Genomic DNA, 18797 nt, shown 5'->3' with positions numbered 1-18797 from the left:
TTTTCTATGTTCTAATTATGTTTTAATTATGCTTTAATTATCCTTTAATCTTATATAAATGTGCATTATGCGCGGCGAGTTGGTCGGTCTCTCGTCAAACTCAATCCGATCAAACTTGCGGATCAATGCCGATAATTTATTGCACCCGTAGGCCCGCGGATCAAATGACGGCCGTTTCTTTATGATCATATTACCAACATCACCTAAAAATGCCCATCCATCTTCATCGGCGACATCATTTATTGAACTATAGACTAAATTGCTTAAATCTTGGTCTATTTTGTAGTCGTGTGTCTGATAATTGATCGGTTGCGAACAACTGTTGCTCGAGGAAGGTTGTGCCGGCCGAGTCAAAGAATTGTCTACCCCGTGGATTATTTCCAAAAAGACAAAGCGGTCGCAGGCTGCAATAAAGGGATTCGGCGTTTTTTGCTCACCAAATCCATATACCACTTTGCCAGCCTCACGTAGTCGGGTCGCCAGCCGGGTAAAATCTGAATCGCTGCTAACTAGACAAAAACCATCCACCTTTTCTGCATACAAAATATCCATCGCATCAATGATAAGCGCCGAATCAGTCGAATTTTTACCGCTTGTATAGCCGAACTGTTGAATCGGAGCTATCGCGTGGTCAAGCAGACAATTTTTCCAATTGCTGAGGTTTGGCCGGGTCCAGTCACCGTATATGCGCTTAATTGTCGGTATACCGTAACGTGCTACCTCTTCCATCAAGGCTTTAACATAGTGGGAAGATATGTTGTCGGCATCAATTAGCACTGCCAAACGTATATCATCATCGTTATTCATTTCATTACCTCATGTACATATTATACAAAAATCTCGCCTTCACCGTGCCGGCGGATATATCTGCCAAGTGCTCTTCTAATTTTACTTGTTCAATAGACGTTAGCGCAAGCAAATAATTAATTTTCGTGCCATAGTTTTCTTCTAAAATATTAATTTCCTGTTTTCGCAAATAATAGCGAAAGACATCAGCCAAATTATATGGTAGCTCCACCTCAACCATATTCTTCAAAGTCATCACTTGCTGCCCGGCCAAATCAAGTGCTGTCGCGGCCACCGTTGAGTAAGCGTGGACCAAACCGCCCGTACCGAGCAAAATGCCGCCGAAATAGCGTGTGACGACAACAACTGTATTTGTCAAATTCCTGCCGCTAATGCAATCAAAAACCGGTTTACCCGCCGTTCCGCGTGGTTCGCCATCATCAGAAAAGCGTTCGACAAAATTACTGGTTCCCGGAACACCAACCCTGAAAGCAGATACATTGTGCCTTGCTGTACTTTCCTGCCGCCTTACCATCCGACAAAAATCACGACTCTCTTCTTCGCTTGCCGCCGAACTTACCCGCGCGATAAAAAGCGATTTTTTGATCGTAATCTCCGCCTGTGCCGTTTTGGCAACAGTAATAAAAGTTGAATCGCCTTCAGATTTTGGCATGCCGCCATACCTCAGTCAAGCTATTAACAGGGGAAATCTTCACTTTAGTCTTACTTATTATGTCAGATTCAATTTCCGAAAAATTTTCTTGCGGAATATAAACTTCTACCACCCCGGCCAGCTCTGCGGCCATAATTTTTTGCGACAAGCCTCCGATCGGCAAAATATCTCCATGTAAAGATATTTCCCCGGTCATCGCAATGTTCGAGCGAACTGGAACGCCCGTCAAAGCTGATATCATGGCGACAGCCAGCGTGATCCCCGCCGATGGTCCGTCTTTAGGTACTGCCCCTTCAAGTGCGTGTATGTGAATATCAGTATGGCAATAAAAATCACTCGGTAAGTTAAGTTCTGCCGCTTTGCTCCTTATATAGGCCAACGCGACTTTCGCCGATTCCTGCATAACTTGTCCCAAATTGCCGGTCAAAATAATTTCTCCCTTTCCCGGCAAGGCACTCACTTCTATCTTGAGCAAAACGCCGCCAATTGCCGTCCACGCCAGCCCGTTGACGATTCCCACTTTTCCGCCTGTTTCAACCGTGAAATGATGGTTAGACGGCTTCCCTAATAATTCCGGCAAAAGCTTCTTCGTCACGTTAATTCGAATAGTTTCCGGTTCTTTCAAAAACTGCAATGTCGCCCGACGGCAAATCTGTCCCAACTTTCGGCGCAAATTACGCACACCGGCTTCGTGGGTATAATTCGTTATTATCGTTTCCATAACCGCTTTGCTCAGGCCTAATTTTCCATCTTCCAACCCATGCTCAGCAAGGACTTGCGGCCACAAATATTTTTTGGCAATTTGTAGTTTTTCCGGACAATTATAAGCCGGTAGTTCGATTATCTCCAACCGATCAAGCAAGGGCCAAGGGATGTTTTCTTTGCTGTTTGCCGTAGTGATAAATACCGTATGCGAAAAATCAAATGGAATATCCAAATAATGGTCGATGAATGTGTTATTTTGCTGCGGATCAAGGATTTCCAGCAGCGCGGCTGTGGGATCGCCCCGATAGTCAGCAGCCAGTTTATCAATCTCATCTAAAAGGATGAGCGGATTTGCCATATCAGAACGGCACATTGCCTGAATAAATCTGCCCGGCATCGCGCCGATATAGGTGCGACGATGTCCCCTGATTTCCGCCTCATCACGTACCCCACCCAAAGACATACGAATATATTTGCGGCCCAACGCTTTGGCAATTGACTTGGCAATCGATGTTTTACCGACCCCGGGAGGGCCGACCAAACAAAGCACCGGCGGCGGTACCATATCACTTACAGACGAACCTTCGGCGCTATGTCGACCGTTGTCTGCGCGTTGATGTTGATTCCAAGCCATTACCCCTATATATTCAAGAATACGCTGCTTTACCGTCGTCAGGCCGTAATAGTCGGCATCCAAGATGCGTTGTGCCATAATCGGGGAAACTTCGTTCTCAACGTACTTTCCCCATGGCAGCTGAAAAACCAGTTCTAAATAGTCTCGTAAAACGGCCGCTTCCGGGAAACCAAAAGGATATTTAGCCAACTTTCTTATTTCTCGCTCGATATAATCGGCATATTCAGCCGACAAATTAATTTCGCGCAATTTTTTTAAATATTTTTCCTCATCGGTCAAATGATCAGTCGAAGAAACGCCTGCTTTTCCGTCCGAGTTCAATTCGTTTTGCAAAACTTTAATCTGTTCTTGAATATAGTAATTGCGCTGCGTACGATCGAGACCGGCGTGTAGCTTGTGCGAAATTTCTTTTTGCAGGTCCTTTATACCGGTTTCATATCTGATTATCTTAACCAAATATTGCAACCGTTTCATTACATCGGCTTCGATCAGCAGAAAAAAAGCCTGATTTTTGGTAAGTTTCAAATTGTTCGCGGCCAAATCGGCAAAATCCCCCAACCTGACTGTTGTCTGTAGGTTTTGCCAAAATTTTGTATCCCGCTCTTCATCTAAATTCAATTTTTCCTTATAATATTGCAAAATATATTGACGATAACTTAGGGCTTGCACCAAGTCCTCACCCTCGGGCAAAACCGCTGGAAGAATGCGAACGGAAACGTACAACGGCTCCACTGCCTCATCGTCGTTATCTGAATTTATTTCAACCCTGGCAACTGTCGAAAATATAATTTGACAATGCTTCTCTTCATCACGGTTAATTTTATCAATCTTAATCAGAATGCCATAACGTTCAATGGAATCAGGCGAATTGGTTATTTGCAAAGCGTCTGGGAGCATCTCATGCATCAGCAAGTCGTCAGCCCCATAACGGTAACGCAAAAGCAACAGCTCATCGCGACTGAAAGCCATTTTGGCAATCAGAGCCGCATCATCGCTAAGCATATAAGCATATTTTGTAGCAGGCAAAGGCAGTAGATCAGGATCATCCAAAAAAAGATATTTACCCTCACGCGGCATAAGCTTACGCTGCCTCTTTAAGTATTGATACCTGAATTTACTAATCAACCTACGCTTGGCTATAAACTGCCAATTAACTCTTTTGCTCATAATTACCTCAGTTTTTATCAGTAAGCGAAATCATAAAATTGAACCGCCTCTTTATGATATACAAAATAACGCCGTCATACAAATGCTAAAAAACGTGTCGTGATAAATTGCTAAAAAAAGAGACCGCCCGAAGACGGTCTCTTTAGATCCGACAATTAATTACTCAACAATATTAGTAACGGAACCTGCACCAACAGTTCTACCGCCTTCACGGATAGCAAACTTCAGACCCTTTTCGCAAGCGATAGGAGTAATGAGCTTAACATTAACGGTAACGTGGTCACCAGGCATAACCATTTCAGTACCTTCTGGCAATTCAATTACGCCAGTAACATCGGTAGTACGGAAATAGAACTGCGGACGGTAGCCGTTGAAGAAAGGCTTATGACGGCCGCCTTCATCCTTAGTCAAAACGTAAACTTGAGCGCTGAAATTGGTGTGCGGATGAATGCTGCCCGGTTTACATACAACCTGACCGCGTTCGATATCGGTACGGTTGATACCACGCAACAGAATACCAATGTTATCACCTGCTTCAGCTTGATCCAACAACTTGTGGAACATTTCAACACCGGTTACAACAGAGCTGCGGTTTTCGTCAGCCAAACCAACGATTTCAACAGCATCAGATACCTTAACTACACCACGCTCAACACGGCCGGTAGCAACGGTACCACGACCGGTAATGGAGAAGACGTCTTCAACCGGCATAAGGAACGGTTGGTCAACCGGACGAACCGGAGTTTTGATGTAGTTGTCAACAGCATCCATCAATTCCAAAATGCACTTGTATTCAGGAGCGTTAACATCAGTGCTGGTAGATTCCAAAACCTTAAGAGCAGAGCCCTTAATTACCGGAACTTCGTCGCCGGGGAAATCATAGCTGGACAAAAGTTCACGAACTTCCATCTCGGTCAATTCGATCAGCTCAGGATCAGCCATATCGCACTTGTTCAAGAAAACAACGATAGCAGGAACGCCAACCTGGCGAGCCAACAAGATGTGTTCACGAGTTTGCGGCATCGGGCCGTCAGCAGCAGAAACTACCAAGATAGCACCGTCCATCTGAGCAGCACCGGTAATCATGTTCTTAATGTAGTCGGCGTGTCCAGGGCAGTCAACGTGAGCATAGTGACGTGTTTCAGTTTGATACTCAACGTGAGTTGTATTAATCGTGATACCACGAGCTTTTTCTTCCGGAGCTTTATCAATCTGGTCGTAAGCACTGTAATCAGCGTCACCCTTCAAAGATAAAACTTTGGTGATTGCAGCGGTCAAAGTAGTCTTACCATGGTCAACGTGGCCAATTGTACCAATATTGACGTGGGGTTTATTTCTTTCAAATTTTGCCTTTCCCATTTTCAAATTCCTCCTGTTACAGCTAATCATAGCTGTTTTAATGTTACACTTGGCTCGCGCCTGTAACCTATTCTACACATTTTGCAAAAATTTTCAACCGTACAGACGTGGCCTGTTAAAAGAAGCCGCAGCACCTACTTCTTGAGGATTTCCTCCATTATGCTGCGTGGCACTTCCTCGAAGTGATCAATCTGCATGACGAAAACGCCGCGTCCCTGCGTTCTTGAGCGCAAGGCGGTGGCATAGCCGAACATCTGTGAAAGCGGTACGAAAGCACGAATAATTTGGGCTCCGTTAAGAGCTTCCATGCCTTCGATGCGTCCACGACGTGAACTGATATCACCCATTACGTCACCCATGTATTCTTCTGGAACCGTGATATCAACGCGCATGATAGGTTCTAGCAAAACTGGGTCGGCTTTGCGCATACCTTCTTTGAAACCCATAGAACCGGCTATCTTAAAGGCCATTTCTGATGAGTCTACATCATGGTAAGAACCATCGATAACTGCGACTTTAACGTCAACAACGGGATATCCACCCAACACACCGGATTGCATGGCTTCTTGAATACCTTGGTCGATCGGAGCGATATATTCCTTAGGAATGGCACCACCGACGACTTTGTTCTCGAAGGAGTAGCCCTGTCCAGGTTCAACCGGCGTAAGTTCCAAAATACAGTGACCATATTGACCACGACCACCTGATTGACGGACAAACTTACCTTCCGCTTTAACACTCTTGCGAATCGTTTCTTTGTAAGCAACCTGGGGCGCACCAACATTTGCCTCAACTTTGAACTCACGGAACAAACGATCGACGATGATATCAAGGTGTAACTCGCCCATTCCAGCAATAATGGTTTGACCGGTTTCTGCATCGGTATACGTATGGAACGTAGGATCTTCTTCCGCCAGTTTTTGCAAGGCGATCATCATCTTGTCCTGAGATGCCTTGGATTTCGGCTCGATTGCAACCGATATAACCGGTTCCGGGAACTCCATGGAATCCATGATGATCGGATGATCTTCATCACAAAGGATATCGGCAGTCGTCGTGTCTTTTAAACCTACAGCTGCAGCGATGTCACCGGCATATACTTTGTCGATTTCTTCGCGGTGATTAGCATGCATCAAAAGGATACGGCCAATACGTTCTTTCTTACGCTTGGTTGAGTTTAAAACATACGAACCTGACTCAAGTGTGCCGGCATAAACTCTGAAGAAACAAAGCTTACCGACAAATGGGTCAACCATAATCTTGAACGCAAGGGCGGTGAAGGGTTCATCATCACTCGGATGACGGATTACTTCTTCGTCTGTATCAGGATTAATACCTTTGATACCCGGGATATCAACCGGTGAGGGCAAGTAGTCCACGACCGCGTCCAACATGCGTTGTACACCCTTATTTTTGTAAGAGGAACCGCAAACTACCGGTGTGATCTTGCAGGCAATCGTCGCTTTACGCAAAGCAGCAACCAAATCTTTTACACTGATTTCTTCGCCTTCCAAGAAACGCATCGTCAGGTCTTCATCGGTTTCGCAGATGGATTCAACCATTTTTTCTCGCCATTCTTTGGCCAAATCTAGCAAGTCAGCCGGGATGTCGACTGTTTCAGGTTTAGTTCCTAATTCATCGGCATATACCTCAGCTTTCATCGACATTAAATCGACCAAACCGCGAAAATTTTCTTCTTTACCGATCGGGATTTGGATCGGAACGGCATTTGTATGCAGACGATCCTTCATGCTTTGTACTGAGCGGAAAAAGTCGGCACCCAAAATATCCATTTTATTGACATAGGCCATACGCGGTACGCCATAATGATCGGCCTGCCGCCATACGGTTTCAGTTTGAGGTTCTACACCGCCCTTGGCATCCAGAACAGTTACCGCTCCATCCAAGACACGCAAAGAACGCTCAACTTCAACTGTGAAGTCAACGTGTCCCGGGGTGTCAATTATGTTGATCCGGCAACCCTTCCATTGTGCGGTCGTAGCCGCAGACTGGATGGTGATACCGCGCTCTTGCTCCTGAGCCATGAAATCCATGGTCGAAGCGCCTTCGTGAGTTTCACCGATTTTGTGGATTTTACCGGTGTAGAACAGAACACGTTCGGTAGTGGTTGTTTTACCGGCGTCAATATGCGCCATAATACCGATATTTCTTGTGTTCTCTAAAGAGAATGCTCTTGACATTCAGTGTTCTCCTTCCGATGTTACCATCTGTAGTGAGCAAATGCCCGGTTGGCATCCGCCATTCTATGCATATCTTCTTTTTTCTTATATGCACCGCCGGTCGCGTTAGCCGCATCTTGTAGCTCGGCAGCCAAACGTTCTTTCATAGTACGTTCACTGCGAGTACGTGAGAACTGGGTCAGCCAGCGTAAGCATAGAGCTTGACGGCGCTCAGGGCGGACTTCAATCGGGACCTGATAGTTGGAACCGCCGACACGGCGTGCTTTTACTTCCAACACCGGCATTACATTTTCCATAGCCTTGTTGAAAACATCCATCGGGTCTTGACCGGTACGCTCTTTGATCAGATCAAATGCACCGTAGCAAATTTTTTGTGCTACTCCCTTCTTACCATCCAACATGATGTTGTTAATGAGTTTGCTCACTCTCACATCATGATAAATGGGATCAGGAAGTACTTCTCTTGTTGGGACATGGCCTCTTCTTGGCACTAGTCTTCCCTCCTTTCATGATAATGCGGGTTACCCCGATACCATAGGTACTCACTTTAATCGTGTCTGTGCTTAGGCCTAATAAAAATATATTATGTCTAAGATGTACTGATTTTATGAGTCCAACCTAAAGTCTTCTTGTCTTATTTCTTTACTTTTGCCGCTTTAGGACGCTTGGCGCCATACTTGGAACGGCCTTGCATTCTGTTGGCAACACCGGCTGTATCCAATGTTCCGCGAATAATGTGGTAACGCACACCAGGTAGATCTTTAACTCTGCCGCCACGGATCAAAACAACCGAGTGCTCTTGCAAGTTGTGGCCAATACCGGGAATATAAGCTGATACTTCCATTCCTGAAGTCAAACGCACACGAGCTACTTTACGCAAAGCGGAGTTAGGTTTTTTCGGGGTAGTTGTTTTAACCACCGTGCAAACACCACGTTTTTGCGGAGCCATAACCTCGGTAGAATGTTTCTTCAAAGTGTTCATCGAAACGTGCAGTGCAGGTGAAGATGATTTATACGACTTGGAAGAACGTCCGGCTTTTACCAATTGGTTGAACGTAGGCATTAGTACACCTCCTTCTTGAATAATAGTCTATACTCAAACAGACTTTTTTATTATATCACATTTATGTGGCTTGTACATACTTTTAAACTATGTTTTGCTGCTAAAATTGTATGCACTAGCTGTTCAGCATTATTTTTAGGGTAAGCGAATGTGGTAGGTAAATATGGCGGAGGGGATTTTTCAAAGTTCATCTACTTACTTGACTTGTGGTAGTATCTTTTTGCGCAAGCCTATAATAAGAGTAGTTGTACCGGCCAAGGCTAATAGTAATGCACCGCAAGAGGTTGCTTCACCGGTTTTAGGTACGGTTTCGTTGTTATTTTTATCGGATTGGCGTTGCAGTGGTTGCTGCAGTTGTCGCTGCCATGGGTCTGTTGGACATTCCGGCACCTGAGTTACCGGAAAAATCGAGCCGTTAGTTGGATGCGGCACAGTATTGAGTGACGGTTGCGGCACCGGCAGCTTATCGTAAATCGCATAAACTTTCATATCACTGTTGACTACGGTGTCGGCGGTGAAAGCAGCTCCTTTGCCGTCTTGCCTCAAATTCCACCCCATGAATTTGTAGCCGTTTTTGCTTGGATCTGCCGGCATCTTCTGGGCTCCAGCCCCCGGATCTTTTATAGCATGTCCGGCCTGCACTTCAACTTTCGCATAGTCTAGGTTTTCGTTAATGAATGTCACTGTAAATGTGCTAAGTTTCGGCAAAATTTCATAAGAAAAACGGGCTGAAGCTACATTGCGATTTTCGTGGTTTACCTCGTCATGATACATTACCAAGCCTTCCAATTTTCCTGTTTTTACAGCCACATACTTTCCTTGGGCATCTTGTTTAAAATATGAGGAACTTTCCAGCGGTAATAAGCCAGCACCTTCATTAAATCCAGCAATTGAATTAATATTCTGCTCTTGGCCAATAGATTTAATATCAATAGGATTTCTAAAAGCTTCACCCTCATGAATCGTTACATCATCCAATTCTTGATTACTGAACGGAGCTGCATCTGGCTTACCTTTTTCATGATTATCAATACAGAATTCATATTTATTAATGTTACCTTTACCAATGATCTCTTTAATCTTATTAGCCTGAAAAGCTCTTGCTCCTATGCCTTGCAAGTAATACGGCTTACCTGCATATATGCCAACGGTCTCAAGCGATTTAGGCAAAATCACTTTCTCAATCTGATTGCCAATAAATGCAACTCTTCCTACATAAATTACACCTTCTGGAATTTCCACAGTACCTTTAATTTTGTTATACGCAAAAGCTCCATACTCGATAATTTTCAAAGTTTTCGGTAATTTTAAAGTTTCAATGAAATTGTCAGGTGTGCCGCTTGTACGGCCGATAAAACTATTTGAAGATATAATATTCACGCCTTCTGGAATTTCCACGTGGCGCGACTTCTTCAACTTAGCAAATCCTCTAGCGCTAAATCCTTCCAAATAAGTATTTTCTGTATACCCCGGGTTTCCACCTACAGGCGGCCTTTGCACATTCGTCCTACCGCCGATAACCTTGTAACCATCCTTATAGGTAATATTAAAATCTGCATCTTCCCAAACTACGGATTCGTCCGCTTTCACCTTAAAAATATTCGCTTGCCAAGCGATTGCCAAGACCATTACTGCTACCGCTATTTTAGTAAATAGAGTCATTCTTTTCATATCATTATGTCCTTGTATAAGTGAAAAATATTATATATTCCATTATAATGGAAATTTATATTAGCAACATTAAAATTTATTTACACTATCTAGTAAAAGTAGTTGCAGAGCCGGCTTACAGCGGTAGGCATTACCATAATCTTGAGAATCTCATATATCTATCTGTTTATGACTATTTATGAACCAAAATACCCACTTTACTTGATTTTCCATATCATTCAGTAAAGTGGGTATTCAAATGCTGATTTAATGCGCTAATAAATTTGGCTATTGCTTGTTCAGGTGACGTCAGTCGCGGTTGCCGGCTCAGTTAGCGAAACGCTTGGCCGGAGCTGCAGCAACTGCAGCCGCCGTGTTCGGCACATCATCCTTGTTCGGATCTTTTTGCTTGATCTTCTCCGACAATTCCGCTGCCCCGACTCCTAAAGGCGTTACTTTGGCACCGTAATCGAATAACGGACAAGAACGCAGGCTGAACTTCTTTTGTTTGGCAAAGGCTTCCAGCAGGTGGATCTTGGCCGCCTCGACCTTGGCTTGCCGGGTCAGTTCACCCACCGTGTGATCCGCGATTTGCTTGTTACCGTAAAAGAGCATCAGTTTCTCGACCAGACCTCGATATAACGGGGTCATGATCTTTTTGTCGATCAGGGTGCGAATCGCCAAAACGTTGTCTTTCAACTCGCGCCCGGTCACCCGATCCATGTATTCAATGCCCAACGCCTCGTACTTCGGCTTTTCATTCAGGTTTTTGCTAGCCAACTCAGCATTCGTCTTGATCAATTTGTCCAGAGCTTGCGCATCTTTGTCGAGCGCGTATATTCTCGCTGCACTGCGCACAGCATCTGTAATCACCGGAAAATCATTGCGGTAGAATTTGTACGGTTCGTTAGAGTCACTAGTTTTACGCGAGCGTTTATAACGGTAGGTGTCGATGCGTTTGATGCCTTCTGCCAATTCCATCAACTTACGCGTGGCGCAGATTTGGCGATTCAGCTCGTCCAAACGAAATTGGGCTACACATCTTGCCGTGCCGAGCGCACCGACCACGTCTGCGTCCTGGGCGACCGACTTTTGCGCCTCATCGTACCTTTTCAGTGTCCGGTAAAACTCCGGCGTAGCAAATGACTTATATATTACGTTCGGCTCAATCATGCCGTTTTGGCCGGCTGCAGCTTTCGCTCCCCCACCGTTCGCGCCGTTTGCGTTGTTTGCCTCAGCCGCCTTGCTGCGGTTCTGTTCCTCAAAAAGCTGATCTACCAGTTTCGCTTCCTCGCGGCTGAATGATGTGTATTCCAGCGCTGTCACCCCGCTCGTGGCCAACATGGTCATTGTCAAGGCTCCAGCTAGTATTTTTATTGTTTTTCCCATACGTGTCGTCCTCTTATCGATTACTCAATCCAAATGGCAGGACGAGCAGCCGCCCTGTCCATTCGTTTCAGTTTGCCTACCATTTCCACCAAAGAATTTCCCGACTTGGCGTTTAATGTAGTTGCCGGCTTTACCGGCCGCCTCGCTTACGGCTGTATAGGCTCTGTCAGCGGCTGAATAAGCCTTGTTCATGCCCATTCTGGCGCAGTCACAAATCGCTACAACCGGTGGGAAGCCGTAGGTCTGTTCGCGGTTGATCACCTTGAAGCCATCGAGGCAGCGACCGATATAGATCGCGTCAAATTTCTTGCCGCCATAGCTGAGCGTTCCACCGGAATCGCCGACTTCGTGCAGTTCATAGTCATAGGTGCGTGGGCTGGTGCGCCGGAATTTCAGTCGGACATTTCTTATCCAATCATGCCATTTGTTGGCAGCAGTCAGATCTACCGTCTTGGGTTTCAGCAAAATCCGCGGATCCATGAAGCGCATTTCCATCGTCAACGGCTTTGGATTGGCCGCCGAGCCTACGGACAGGGTGTTGAAATCGAGCGGCTGGCCGTACTTGCCGAACCAATACTTGTGTACTTCGACGTCGATGGTCGGCACTTCGCTGTTAACCACGAAAAGTTCATTTTCTGTGCTGCCAAACAGCTCGACCTCGAAGAGGCGTGTGCTTTCTTTATTATTGACTAAAACCTTGTGTTCGACGAAAATGCCCTTCTCCACTCCATCGGTTTGTTCTTGTGCGCCTTCTTCAGAAGCAGACCATTCGAGGATATCATGCGGTTGGTGGTCAATTTCTTTCAGTTTATCCAGGAAGGCCTTGGTCCAAATACGGGGTGGCAGTTTGTTCTTATCTATTTTTATGTTGCAGCAATCTTCTTTGTTGTCCGCCTCTTCAGAACCCTTAGCAAAAACTTGAATTGTCTTTTTTTGGTATGGCTTTTTTTGCCAAGCCGGCACTCCATCCTGTTTTTCAGCTGCCGGTTTGAATTTTTCATCATCTTTCGGGGCTGTCAAATCCGCAAAGTCGGTCAGTTCCAGCTTATTCATTGCAGGTTCTTCAACATTCCATCTACCCTCGCCTTCGTGACCCTCGGCATTACTTGCAAGTTCTTTGCATACACCATCAAGCGAACAGTCCTTGGCATCAGCTGCTAATTTTGCATTATCTGCATTTTCATTTCTCGCCAAAGTTCCATCTGTGAGTGCTTTCGGTTCCGACAAAGCGCCATTCGCATCCTTACGCGGACTGCCGCTAACCCGCTGGCAAATAAGATCCTGGCTGGCCGGAATGTCCTCAATCTTTACCCAGCGCGGCTGATCCTTATAGTCGCCTTTGTCATTTAAATTTATAGGTTTCAGGGTAAGCTTCTTTGGCGGTTCTGTGCCTTTATTCTTCGGCGTGAGTTCAACATTAACTTTATATTCGTTCGAGAATGAAAGCTTTCTTTCCGGCTCCGGTTGCGGCGGTACTGCCTCATCCAAAGTCTTTTCCAAGTCTTCCTCCTCGATTTCACCGGGAGTGCTTTCATACAGCTTGTGGCTATAGAAATTAAGGCCTTTTTGATCGATCCAAAGCAGAGACACCGGCAGATAACGAACCGGCTGGATGGGCGGCAACGGAATGTTGGCATCATCAACCCCGTCGGCCACATCGACGATGTAGCGACGTTTGCATACTTTATCAACATCTTTCACGCCATATTCCAACTCACCCCCCATACCGAGAAGGTTGGAAATGGTTTTGTTTTCACCCTGCCCATCAACAATATCTTTTAGCTTACTGCCTTTGGTAATACCGTTAAACGCACCCTCATAGTTGGTCACAAATTCCATGTTTTTGTCCAGCTCAAAGATAACACGGTGGTAACCGTCAGGGATTGCATCATCCTTTGAATTGCGCACCAGCACCCGGTAGTCCTTGTACATAAAGTCGTATTCATACGCAGACTTACCGTTGATCAACAGATCTCCATTATTATCTTCCGTAAACTTTAAGACCTGCTGCAGCCCATTTTTTTCATCTTGTCCCTGTGCCCCGTCCTTCTTTTTCGGTACATATAACTTATAGCCATGTAGCGGTTGGTAGTTGATGACATCATAGTCAAAGTTGTCATTATAAAACTTGTCCAAATCGCGCTTGACGGTATAAAGCGGTTTCGGGGACGAAGGATTGTCCACGGACTTGTCTTCATCTACACAGGCATATTTAACATAGTAGAAACGGTGACTGAACGGTTTATAGAAAAATCTAATAATATTTGTCCCATTTTCCTCAACCATTTTGTTTTGAATAAACTTATTTTTAAAGTCGGGAGACAACGTTTTTCCGGGATAGTTTTTTTTGTAAATTTCCTCTAAATCAGTATCTCCGGCCGTTTCATTTTTATCATTGCTGACCAGAACCCATTTGTAATTTTCATAATCCGCCATCGCCGCAAGATTAGAACCTGGCACTGCATTTTGCACTTTCAGAACGCCCTTAAGTGGACTCATAAATTCAGAAACATCAATCCCCGGTAATAGCTTGGCCAAATCCAATTCTTTACCGATTTCATTATTTTGCTTATCAAAAAAGTGGTGTTCAATGTAGACTGGCTTATATTCCAATTTACCCCAGATCGCACGGATGCCCATAGGTTCGGCCATCGGGTTGTTGAAGGAGAAAAATTCATGCGCTTTATAGTTCTTAAAATATGAATTATCTTCTATCGGCTTGCCATCCTTGTCTCTTTTTATTTCTTTTTTGTCGGTAAGCTCATAGCGAACCGCCTCCCAACCGAGGAATAGGTAGCCAGGCTTAGTTGGGACTTCTTTAAATTGAAGGACGTTTTTGCCGGATTTGATGCGGTAGGTTATGGCATCTACGCTATACGGATTGCAATCCTTCAGTTTGTCAACAGGGACATCCTTCTCACCATCTTTGGTCTTTACTTTAATCGGGTATTTATCAGCCTTATAGAAAGTATCATTGAATGGATAATCGGTCAACTCACTTTGTTCTGGCAACTTATCAAAATGGCCGCCTTGCAAGTCAATCGTCAAGTCGTAGATTTGGGGATCCATCCATTTGGCAAAGACGGTTATCGGGTTGTCGGGCATGGTATAGCCGGGCTGATCAATGCGGAGCTTGTTTTGCTCATCAAAAGTGTAGCCGTCAAACACCCAGCCTTTCGGGACAAAGTTAGTCTTTTGGGGATCGTCCGGGCGATCTTTTTCATCATCGACTAGCGGTTTTTCTTTTCCAGTCTTAGCATCCTTTGAATACAAGGCATGGAGAAGGCTGTCATCATAAAAAGTGTTCTGGGTTATGTCATTTTTGACATTTTGTATCGTGATGGGGTAGCGGTTGCGAAGGTAATGTACTGCCAACGGTTTCATATCATCAAACACCACGGAATCGTCATCATCAGTATTACCTGAATCATCATCAGTATCACTATTACCTGAATCATCTTCATCATCATGCGGGAGACCAAATCCCATTTTTAGAAAAGCTTTCCTAAGTTCCTCCAAGTCGAATTTCTTACCGGAATAATCACCATTAGTTAATTTTTCGTTATAATCTTTAAACCAATCCAAAGCATCATCTCCGTCAAATTTCTCCGTTGCTGGTAATTTAACTTCTCCGAAGTTAATCTCACTTTGCGGTTTAGAGATTCCATAATCTTTAATCTTAGTCTCATCCTGATCGTTAATAGCAGAAAAACCAATTAATTCTGGCACTGGAAACATATATTCGTCGTGATCGGTATCCACTTTAACTTTCCAATGCCATTCATTAATTCCATATTTTGTCCCATCTAGCGACTGAGTAAAAAAACATGTAATAATAGGTGCCGCTTGGTTAGTATGGATTTCAGGTAGCAATGGAATCACAGAAGGAACATTTTCTTTATAATCTGTTTTAGCAGTGTAATATCCTCGGCGATCGGCCAAGTAATATTTACCATAATCGTAAAGTAAATGGGGAGAAACAGAGTATGGTGGAGTATCAAAATAAGCGGACTTATCCGAACAAGACGTCCATCCAAAGAAATATTCACCTTGGTTTCTATCATATGTAAAAGTGCAGTTTTCGTAAGGATTTGGCCAAATTTTGTCTAGATTCTGGCCGAATCGCGCCGTAAACTGATAAGGTGCCTTCTTCCTTTCCTCTTCAGTCAGTTGCAAATCTGGTTGCGGTTCTACTTCTTTATCACCTACATATGTCTTTCCCTGATTATACGTCATGATCGGTGCATCGTAGCTGGATTCATTACCAGTACTGGCCGAAAATTTGTTCTCCAAAATTTGGTTACCCAGCTTGTCCCGGCCGTTGCTTTTAAAAGACAATCTAAGCCCATCCGGAAGATCTGTGGAAACAAGCTCAACTTCTTCGTTTATCCTTCTTGTCGTAAACACCACCGTATAGCGCCGCCGCTTGAAGATAATCTTGCAGTCCGCCCGGCCATCACCCGTTACGTACATGCCTTTGTTGCTTCCGCAGTCGCATTTTCATCGTACTCAAAGAAGTCATCAAACCTTGCTCGATTGTACGTCTTTTTGTTTAAGTTGTCCCATTCATAAAAATTAGTTTTTTTAGACTTGTCATCATTGGCTTCCTGTGTAATTTTGTTGGTTCTGTTCTTCACCTTAACCAGCCAATCAGGGGAACTGAATGAAGTAAACGTAGCTACTTCAGCCGGAACATCTTTAACTTTTCCATTTTCTTCAATTTTTTGTGTATCTGTATCCGAATACAAATACACATATTTATCGGCAAACTTGTCGCCTTGCGGGTCATCCGGTTTTTCCAACCAGTAGCTATAGGTGTATTTACCCGTAGGTTTCATCATCCACTGAGCCTTAAAGGTAATGTTTTCCGGCGGCATGGAATTTTCAATAGCCCGATTGGGCAAAAAAGTATTTTTGTAACGCTCAAGCAAGTCAGGTTTTTTAGTTTTCGCTTTCATCAGAGCTCGGTTTACCAATGCATCACCCTCAAGATCTTTACCGCTCATTTTCTTTTCATCAGACGTTAGTAAAGCCTCAAGTTCCTTAACTACCTCTTCCCGCTCTTTTTTCATTGCTTCCGAATCGAAAATCGTTTTTAAATGTTTACCGTCATTAGCATACTGGTATACATTCTTTCCGTTTGCAGGCAACCAGCCTAAAAACTCGTAACCCTCATAAGTAGGCTCGTTTTTGGGGAAAGTAATTGTTTGGCCGTAAGCAAATTGACGGGTCGGCACTTTATCTGCCGCCTCTTCTACAACGTCAAATATAGCTTGAAAGTTTCTGCGCAACAAATGTAGGGAAACGATAAAATCGCCGCACTTGTCGGTTTCAGGCACAAGGACATTAATTTTCTCGCTCGCAGGCTTAAACCCGGCTCGGATCTCTTTCTCCAGAGCTGGATTCCCTTTAATCTTGGGGATATAGTCGTCCTCAGTAGGGCTGAATTGGGCACCGATGCTTGAATCTACACATTCTACAGTTCCTGTTTTAGCCTCATTAAACTGAGTCGGATCAGATTGGCTTTGACAAAGGTATTTGAAAGCGATATTGGCCTTTTTGGGCATATAGACAAAGGTTTGTTCAAATACATTTTGGTTGTGTTCGTCATCATGATGGTAGCCAGGTTTACCTTCTTGATTTGCCAAATCTTTGATATAGTATGTAGACTTATCAGCGGTATTCGGCGTACCTTCAGCATGATGCATAAACGTAATCTTATCGTAGTCTACTTTTTTACCGTTAGTTTTTATTTCATTTATTTTAGCCTCATTTAATAAGTTATCATCTTTATTATCTGTTTTCTTCTGATCGTCTGGCTTGATTAAAAGCCCATCAACCCGTATCGGATTTTCATATCCTTCCTTGTGCGGCACAACAAACTTTGTACCGTCTACCGAAGGAGTCAAGTCTTTCTCACCTACCGTAATCTGATAGGGTTTATGGAATTCTCTTGGCATAGCGACATAGCTTTTCCCATCTTCGCTTGTTTTGTAGCGTAGCAAGACAAAATGCATCTTATAGCTGTAAGTCGGATCAGGGTCATCGTTTTTCACCTGTCGATTGGCTTCATCCGGATCGGTCGGATCACCTAAATAGCGCGCTTTCAGCGGCAGGTGGCGGTTAAGATAAGCGCCATCCGGCTCCTTGATTTTAGGATTAGGTTTTTCGCCTTTTTCAGTGCCAAGTCCATCGGTAGGAACGGCGCCGTAGGTTTTTTGGTTATTGTCGCCATTGTCCTTGGCTTTCCCCGGATTAGGAGTGCCTGTCGTACTTCCTGCCTCAGGGGTGGAACGATCCAAGCCTATTTCGGAGCGATCTTCATAAGCAGCACGATCCAAGTCACTTACGGACCGGCGGCTGCGTTTAGAACGACCTTTGTCATTTTTAGCTTCCTCCAACCCATATGGCACTTGGACAAGGCCATTTCGGTAATCGTTAATGTCAGAGGATAATTCTTTATGTGATTCAGCAACGGAGTTGTCATTTTTATTGCCAGTTACCGGTTCAGCAATTATATATTTCGGTTGCGGTTTAGAGATAGCTTTGGTATTTGCTTTGGTCGCCTCCGCCTTGCCTTCGCCCGGCTTTGTCGCGGCTTGTTTCTTCGCTGTACCGTCAGCCTTGGCGGCGTTCGGTTCCGCAGCGTTCATCTGATCAGCCGTATTCGTATCGCCCTGCTTAGTCATCTCGCTAAACTTATTGTTTACCGCATTTGTTTCAACCGTATTAACAGCTCGTAAAGCCGTGCAATCAAAAGAAGTAAGCACAAGGGTCAAACTGAGCACGGCGGCAATTTTACGTAAATATCTATTCATAATCCTCTCCATTTTCGGCGATATAACGGTTTCGCCTCACCTAGTAGCAAAATTATAAGGTGATGCGCCTCGCCTAGCAGCAAAATTATATGACAAAGATTACGCGCTTGTTGCGCTTTGAGTCCTTTGCGTCTCCATATTTTAACACAAATTTAATACTCGTAACAAGGTGATAGCGTCCGCATATTACACAAAGTTTTTGTGTATCTTTGAAAAAATTATATTAAACAGAAATATAAAGCACGACCATGCCAGAGTTCAGGCAGCCTCACCCGCCAAACTCGTTATTGTCAGATTTTTCCATTAAAAATTCCAAGCCCGTCTCTGCGCCTTCCCCTTCCGTGCCACTTCC

11 protein-coding genes are annotated in these 18797 nt (G+C 44.4%); all 11 read right to left on the bottom strand.

The window, feature by feature from the left end; all coding sequences use genetic code 11:
• Positions 1 to 33: 33 nt before the first annotated feature.
• Positions 34 to 807, bottom strand: coding sequence for an NYN domain-containing protein (locus tag HMPREF0868_RS02295; RefSeq protein ID WP_012993100.1), 774 nt, complete (start codon positions 805 to 807; stop codon positions 34 to 36).
• Positions 808 to 811: 4 nt separating this feature from the next.
• Positions 812 to 1459, bottom strand: a complete 648-nt coding sequence (locus HMPREF0868_RS02290; RefSeq protein ID WP_012993099.1) for an IMPACT family protein — start codon at positions 1457 to 1459, stop codon at positions 812 to 814.
• The gene (lon, locus tag HMPREF0868_RS02285; RefSeq protein WP_012993098.1) at positions 1446 to 3965 is read right to left on the bottom strand and encodes an endopeptidase La; all 2520 of its coding nucleotides are present in this window, start codon (positions 3963 to 3965) and stop codon (positions 1446 to 1448) included. Before lon ends, HMPREF0868_RS02290 begins: the two co-directional genes overlap by 14 nt.
• 159 nt (positions 3966 to 4124) lie before the next feature.
• Positions 4125 to 5324, bottom strand: coding sequence for an elongation factor Tu (gene tuf / locus HMPREF0868_RS02280; protein ID WP_012993097.1), 1200 nt, complete (start codon positions 5322 to 5324; stop codon positions 4125 to 4127).
• Between the two features lie 134 nt (positions 5325 to 5458).
• On the bottom strand, positions 5459 to 7525 hold the full coding sequence (gene fusA / locus HMPREF0868_RS02275; protein WP_012993096.1) for an elongation factor G: 2067 nt from the start codon (positions 7523 to 7525) through the stop codon (positions 5459 to 5461).
• A gap of 20 nt (positions 7526 to 7545) precedes the next feature.
• The gene (gene rpsG / locus HMPREF0868_RS02270) at positions 7546 to 8016 is read right to left on the bottom strand and encodes a 30S ribosomal protein S7 (RefSeq protein WP_012993095.1); all 471 of its coding nucleotides are present in this window, start codon (positions 8014 to 8016) and stop codon (positions 7546 to 7548) included.
• 143 nt (positions 8017 to 8159) lie between these two features.
• Entirely contained in the window at positions 8160 to 8588 is a 429-nt protein-coding gene (rpsL, locus tag HMPREF0868_RS02265; protein WP_012993094.1) for a 30S ribosomal protein S12, read from the bottom strand.
• A 195-nt stretch (positions 8589 to 8783) separates the two neighbouring features.
• Positions 8784 to 10259 (bottom strand): leucine-rich repeat protein, encoded by a 1476-nt coding sequence (locus tag HMPREF0868_RS02260; protein WP_012993092.1) that lies wholly within the window; start codon positions 10257 to 10259, stop codon positions 8784 to 8786.
• Positions 10260 to 10565: 306 nt separating this feature from the next.
• On the bottom strand, positions 10566 to 11627 hold the full coding sequence (locus HMPREF0868_RS02255) for a hypothetical protein (RefSeq protein WP_012993091.1): 1062 nt from the start codon (positions 11625 to 11627) through the stop codon (positions 10566 to 10568).
• A gap of 24 nt (positions 11628 to 11651) precedes the next feature.
• Positions 11652 to 16100 (bottom strand): hypothetical protein, encoded by a 4449-nt coding sequence (locus tag HMPREF0868_RS02250; protein WP_012993090.1) that lies wholly within the window; start codon positions 16098 to 16100, stop codon positions 11652 to 11654.
• Positions 16091 to 18445, bottom strand: a complete 2355-nt coding sequence (locus HMPREF0868_RS02245) for an InlB B-repeat-containing protein (protein ID WP_012993089.1) — start codon at positions 18443 to 18445, stop codon at positions 16091 to 16093. The genes HMPREF0868_RS02250 and HMPREF0868_RS02245 overlap by 10 nt, the downstream gene beginning before the upstream one ends.
• Between the last annotated feature and the right edge of the window lie 352 nt (positions 18446 to 18797).

It is taken from the genome of Mageeibacillus indolicus UPII9-5 (genome assembly GCF_000025225.2).
Lineage (GTDB): Bacteria > Bacillota > Clostridia > Saccharofermentanales > Fastidiosipilaceae > Mageeibacillus > Mageeibacillus indolicus.
This window is presented reverse-complemented; position numbering and strand designations above follow the sequence as displayed.

Excerpts from the sequence above, each read along its gene's own strand:
- HMPREF0868_RS02295 (WP_012993100.1), bottom strand. The coding sequence starts at position 807 with ATGAATAACGATGATGATATACGTTTGGCAGTGCTAATTGATGCCGAC.
- HMPREF0868_RS02290 (WP_012993099.1), bottom strand. The coding sequence starts at position 1,459 with ATGCCAAAATCTGAAGGCGATTCAACTTTTATTACTGTTGCCAAAACG.
- lon (WP_012993098.1), bottom strand. The coding sequence starts at position 3,965 with ATGAGCAAAAGAGTTAATTGGCAGTTTATAGCCAAGCGTAGGTTGATT.
- tuf (WP_012993097.1), bottom strand. The coding sequence starts at position 5,324 with ATGGGAAAGGCAAAATTTGAAAGAAATAAACCCCACGTCAATATTGGT.
- fusA (WP_012993096.1), bottom strand. The coding sequence starts at position 7,525 with ATGTCAAGAGCATTCTCTTTAGAGAACACAAGAAATATCGGTATTATG.
- rpsL (WP_012993094.1), bottom strand. The coding sequence starts at position 8,588 with ATGCCTACGTTCAACCAATTGGTAAAAGCCGGACGTTCTTCCAAGTCG.
- HMPREF0868_RS02260 (WP_012993092.1), bottom strand. The coding sequence starts at position 10,259 with ATGAAAAGAATGACTCTATTTACTAAAATAGCGGTAGCAGTAATGGTC.
- HMPREF0868_RS02255 (WP_012993091.1), bottom strand. The coding sequence starts at position 11,627 with ATGGGAAAAACAATAAAAATACTAGCTGGAGCCTTGACAATGACCATG.
- HMPREF0868_RS02250 (WP_012993090.1), bottom strand. The coding sequence starts at position 16,100 with ATGTACGTAACGGGTGATGGCCGGGCGGACTGCAAGATTATCTTCAAG.
- HMPREF0868_RS02245 (WP_012993089.1), bottom strand. The coding sequence starts at position 18,445 with ATGAATAGATATTTACGTAAAATTGCCGCCGTGCTCAGTTTGACCCTT.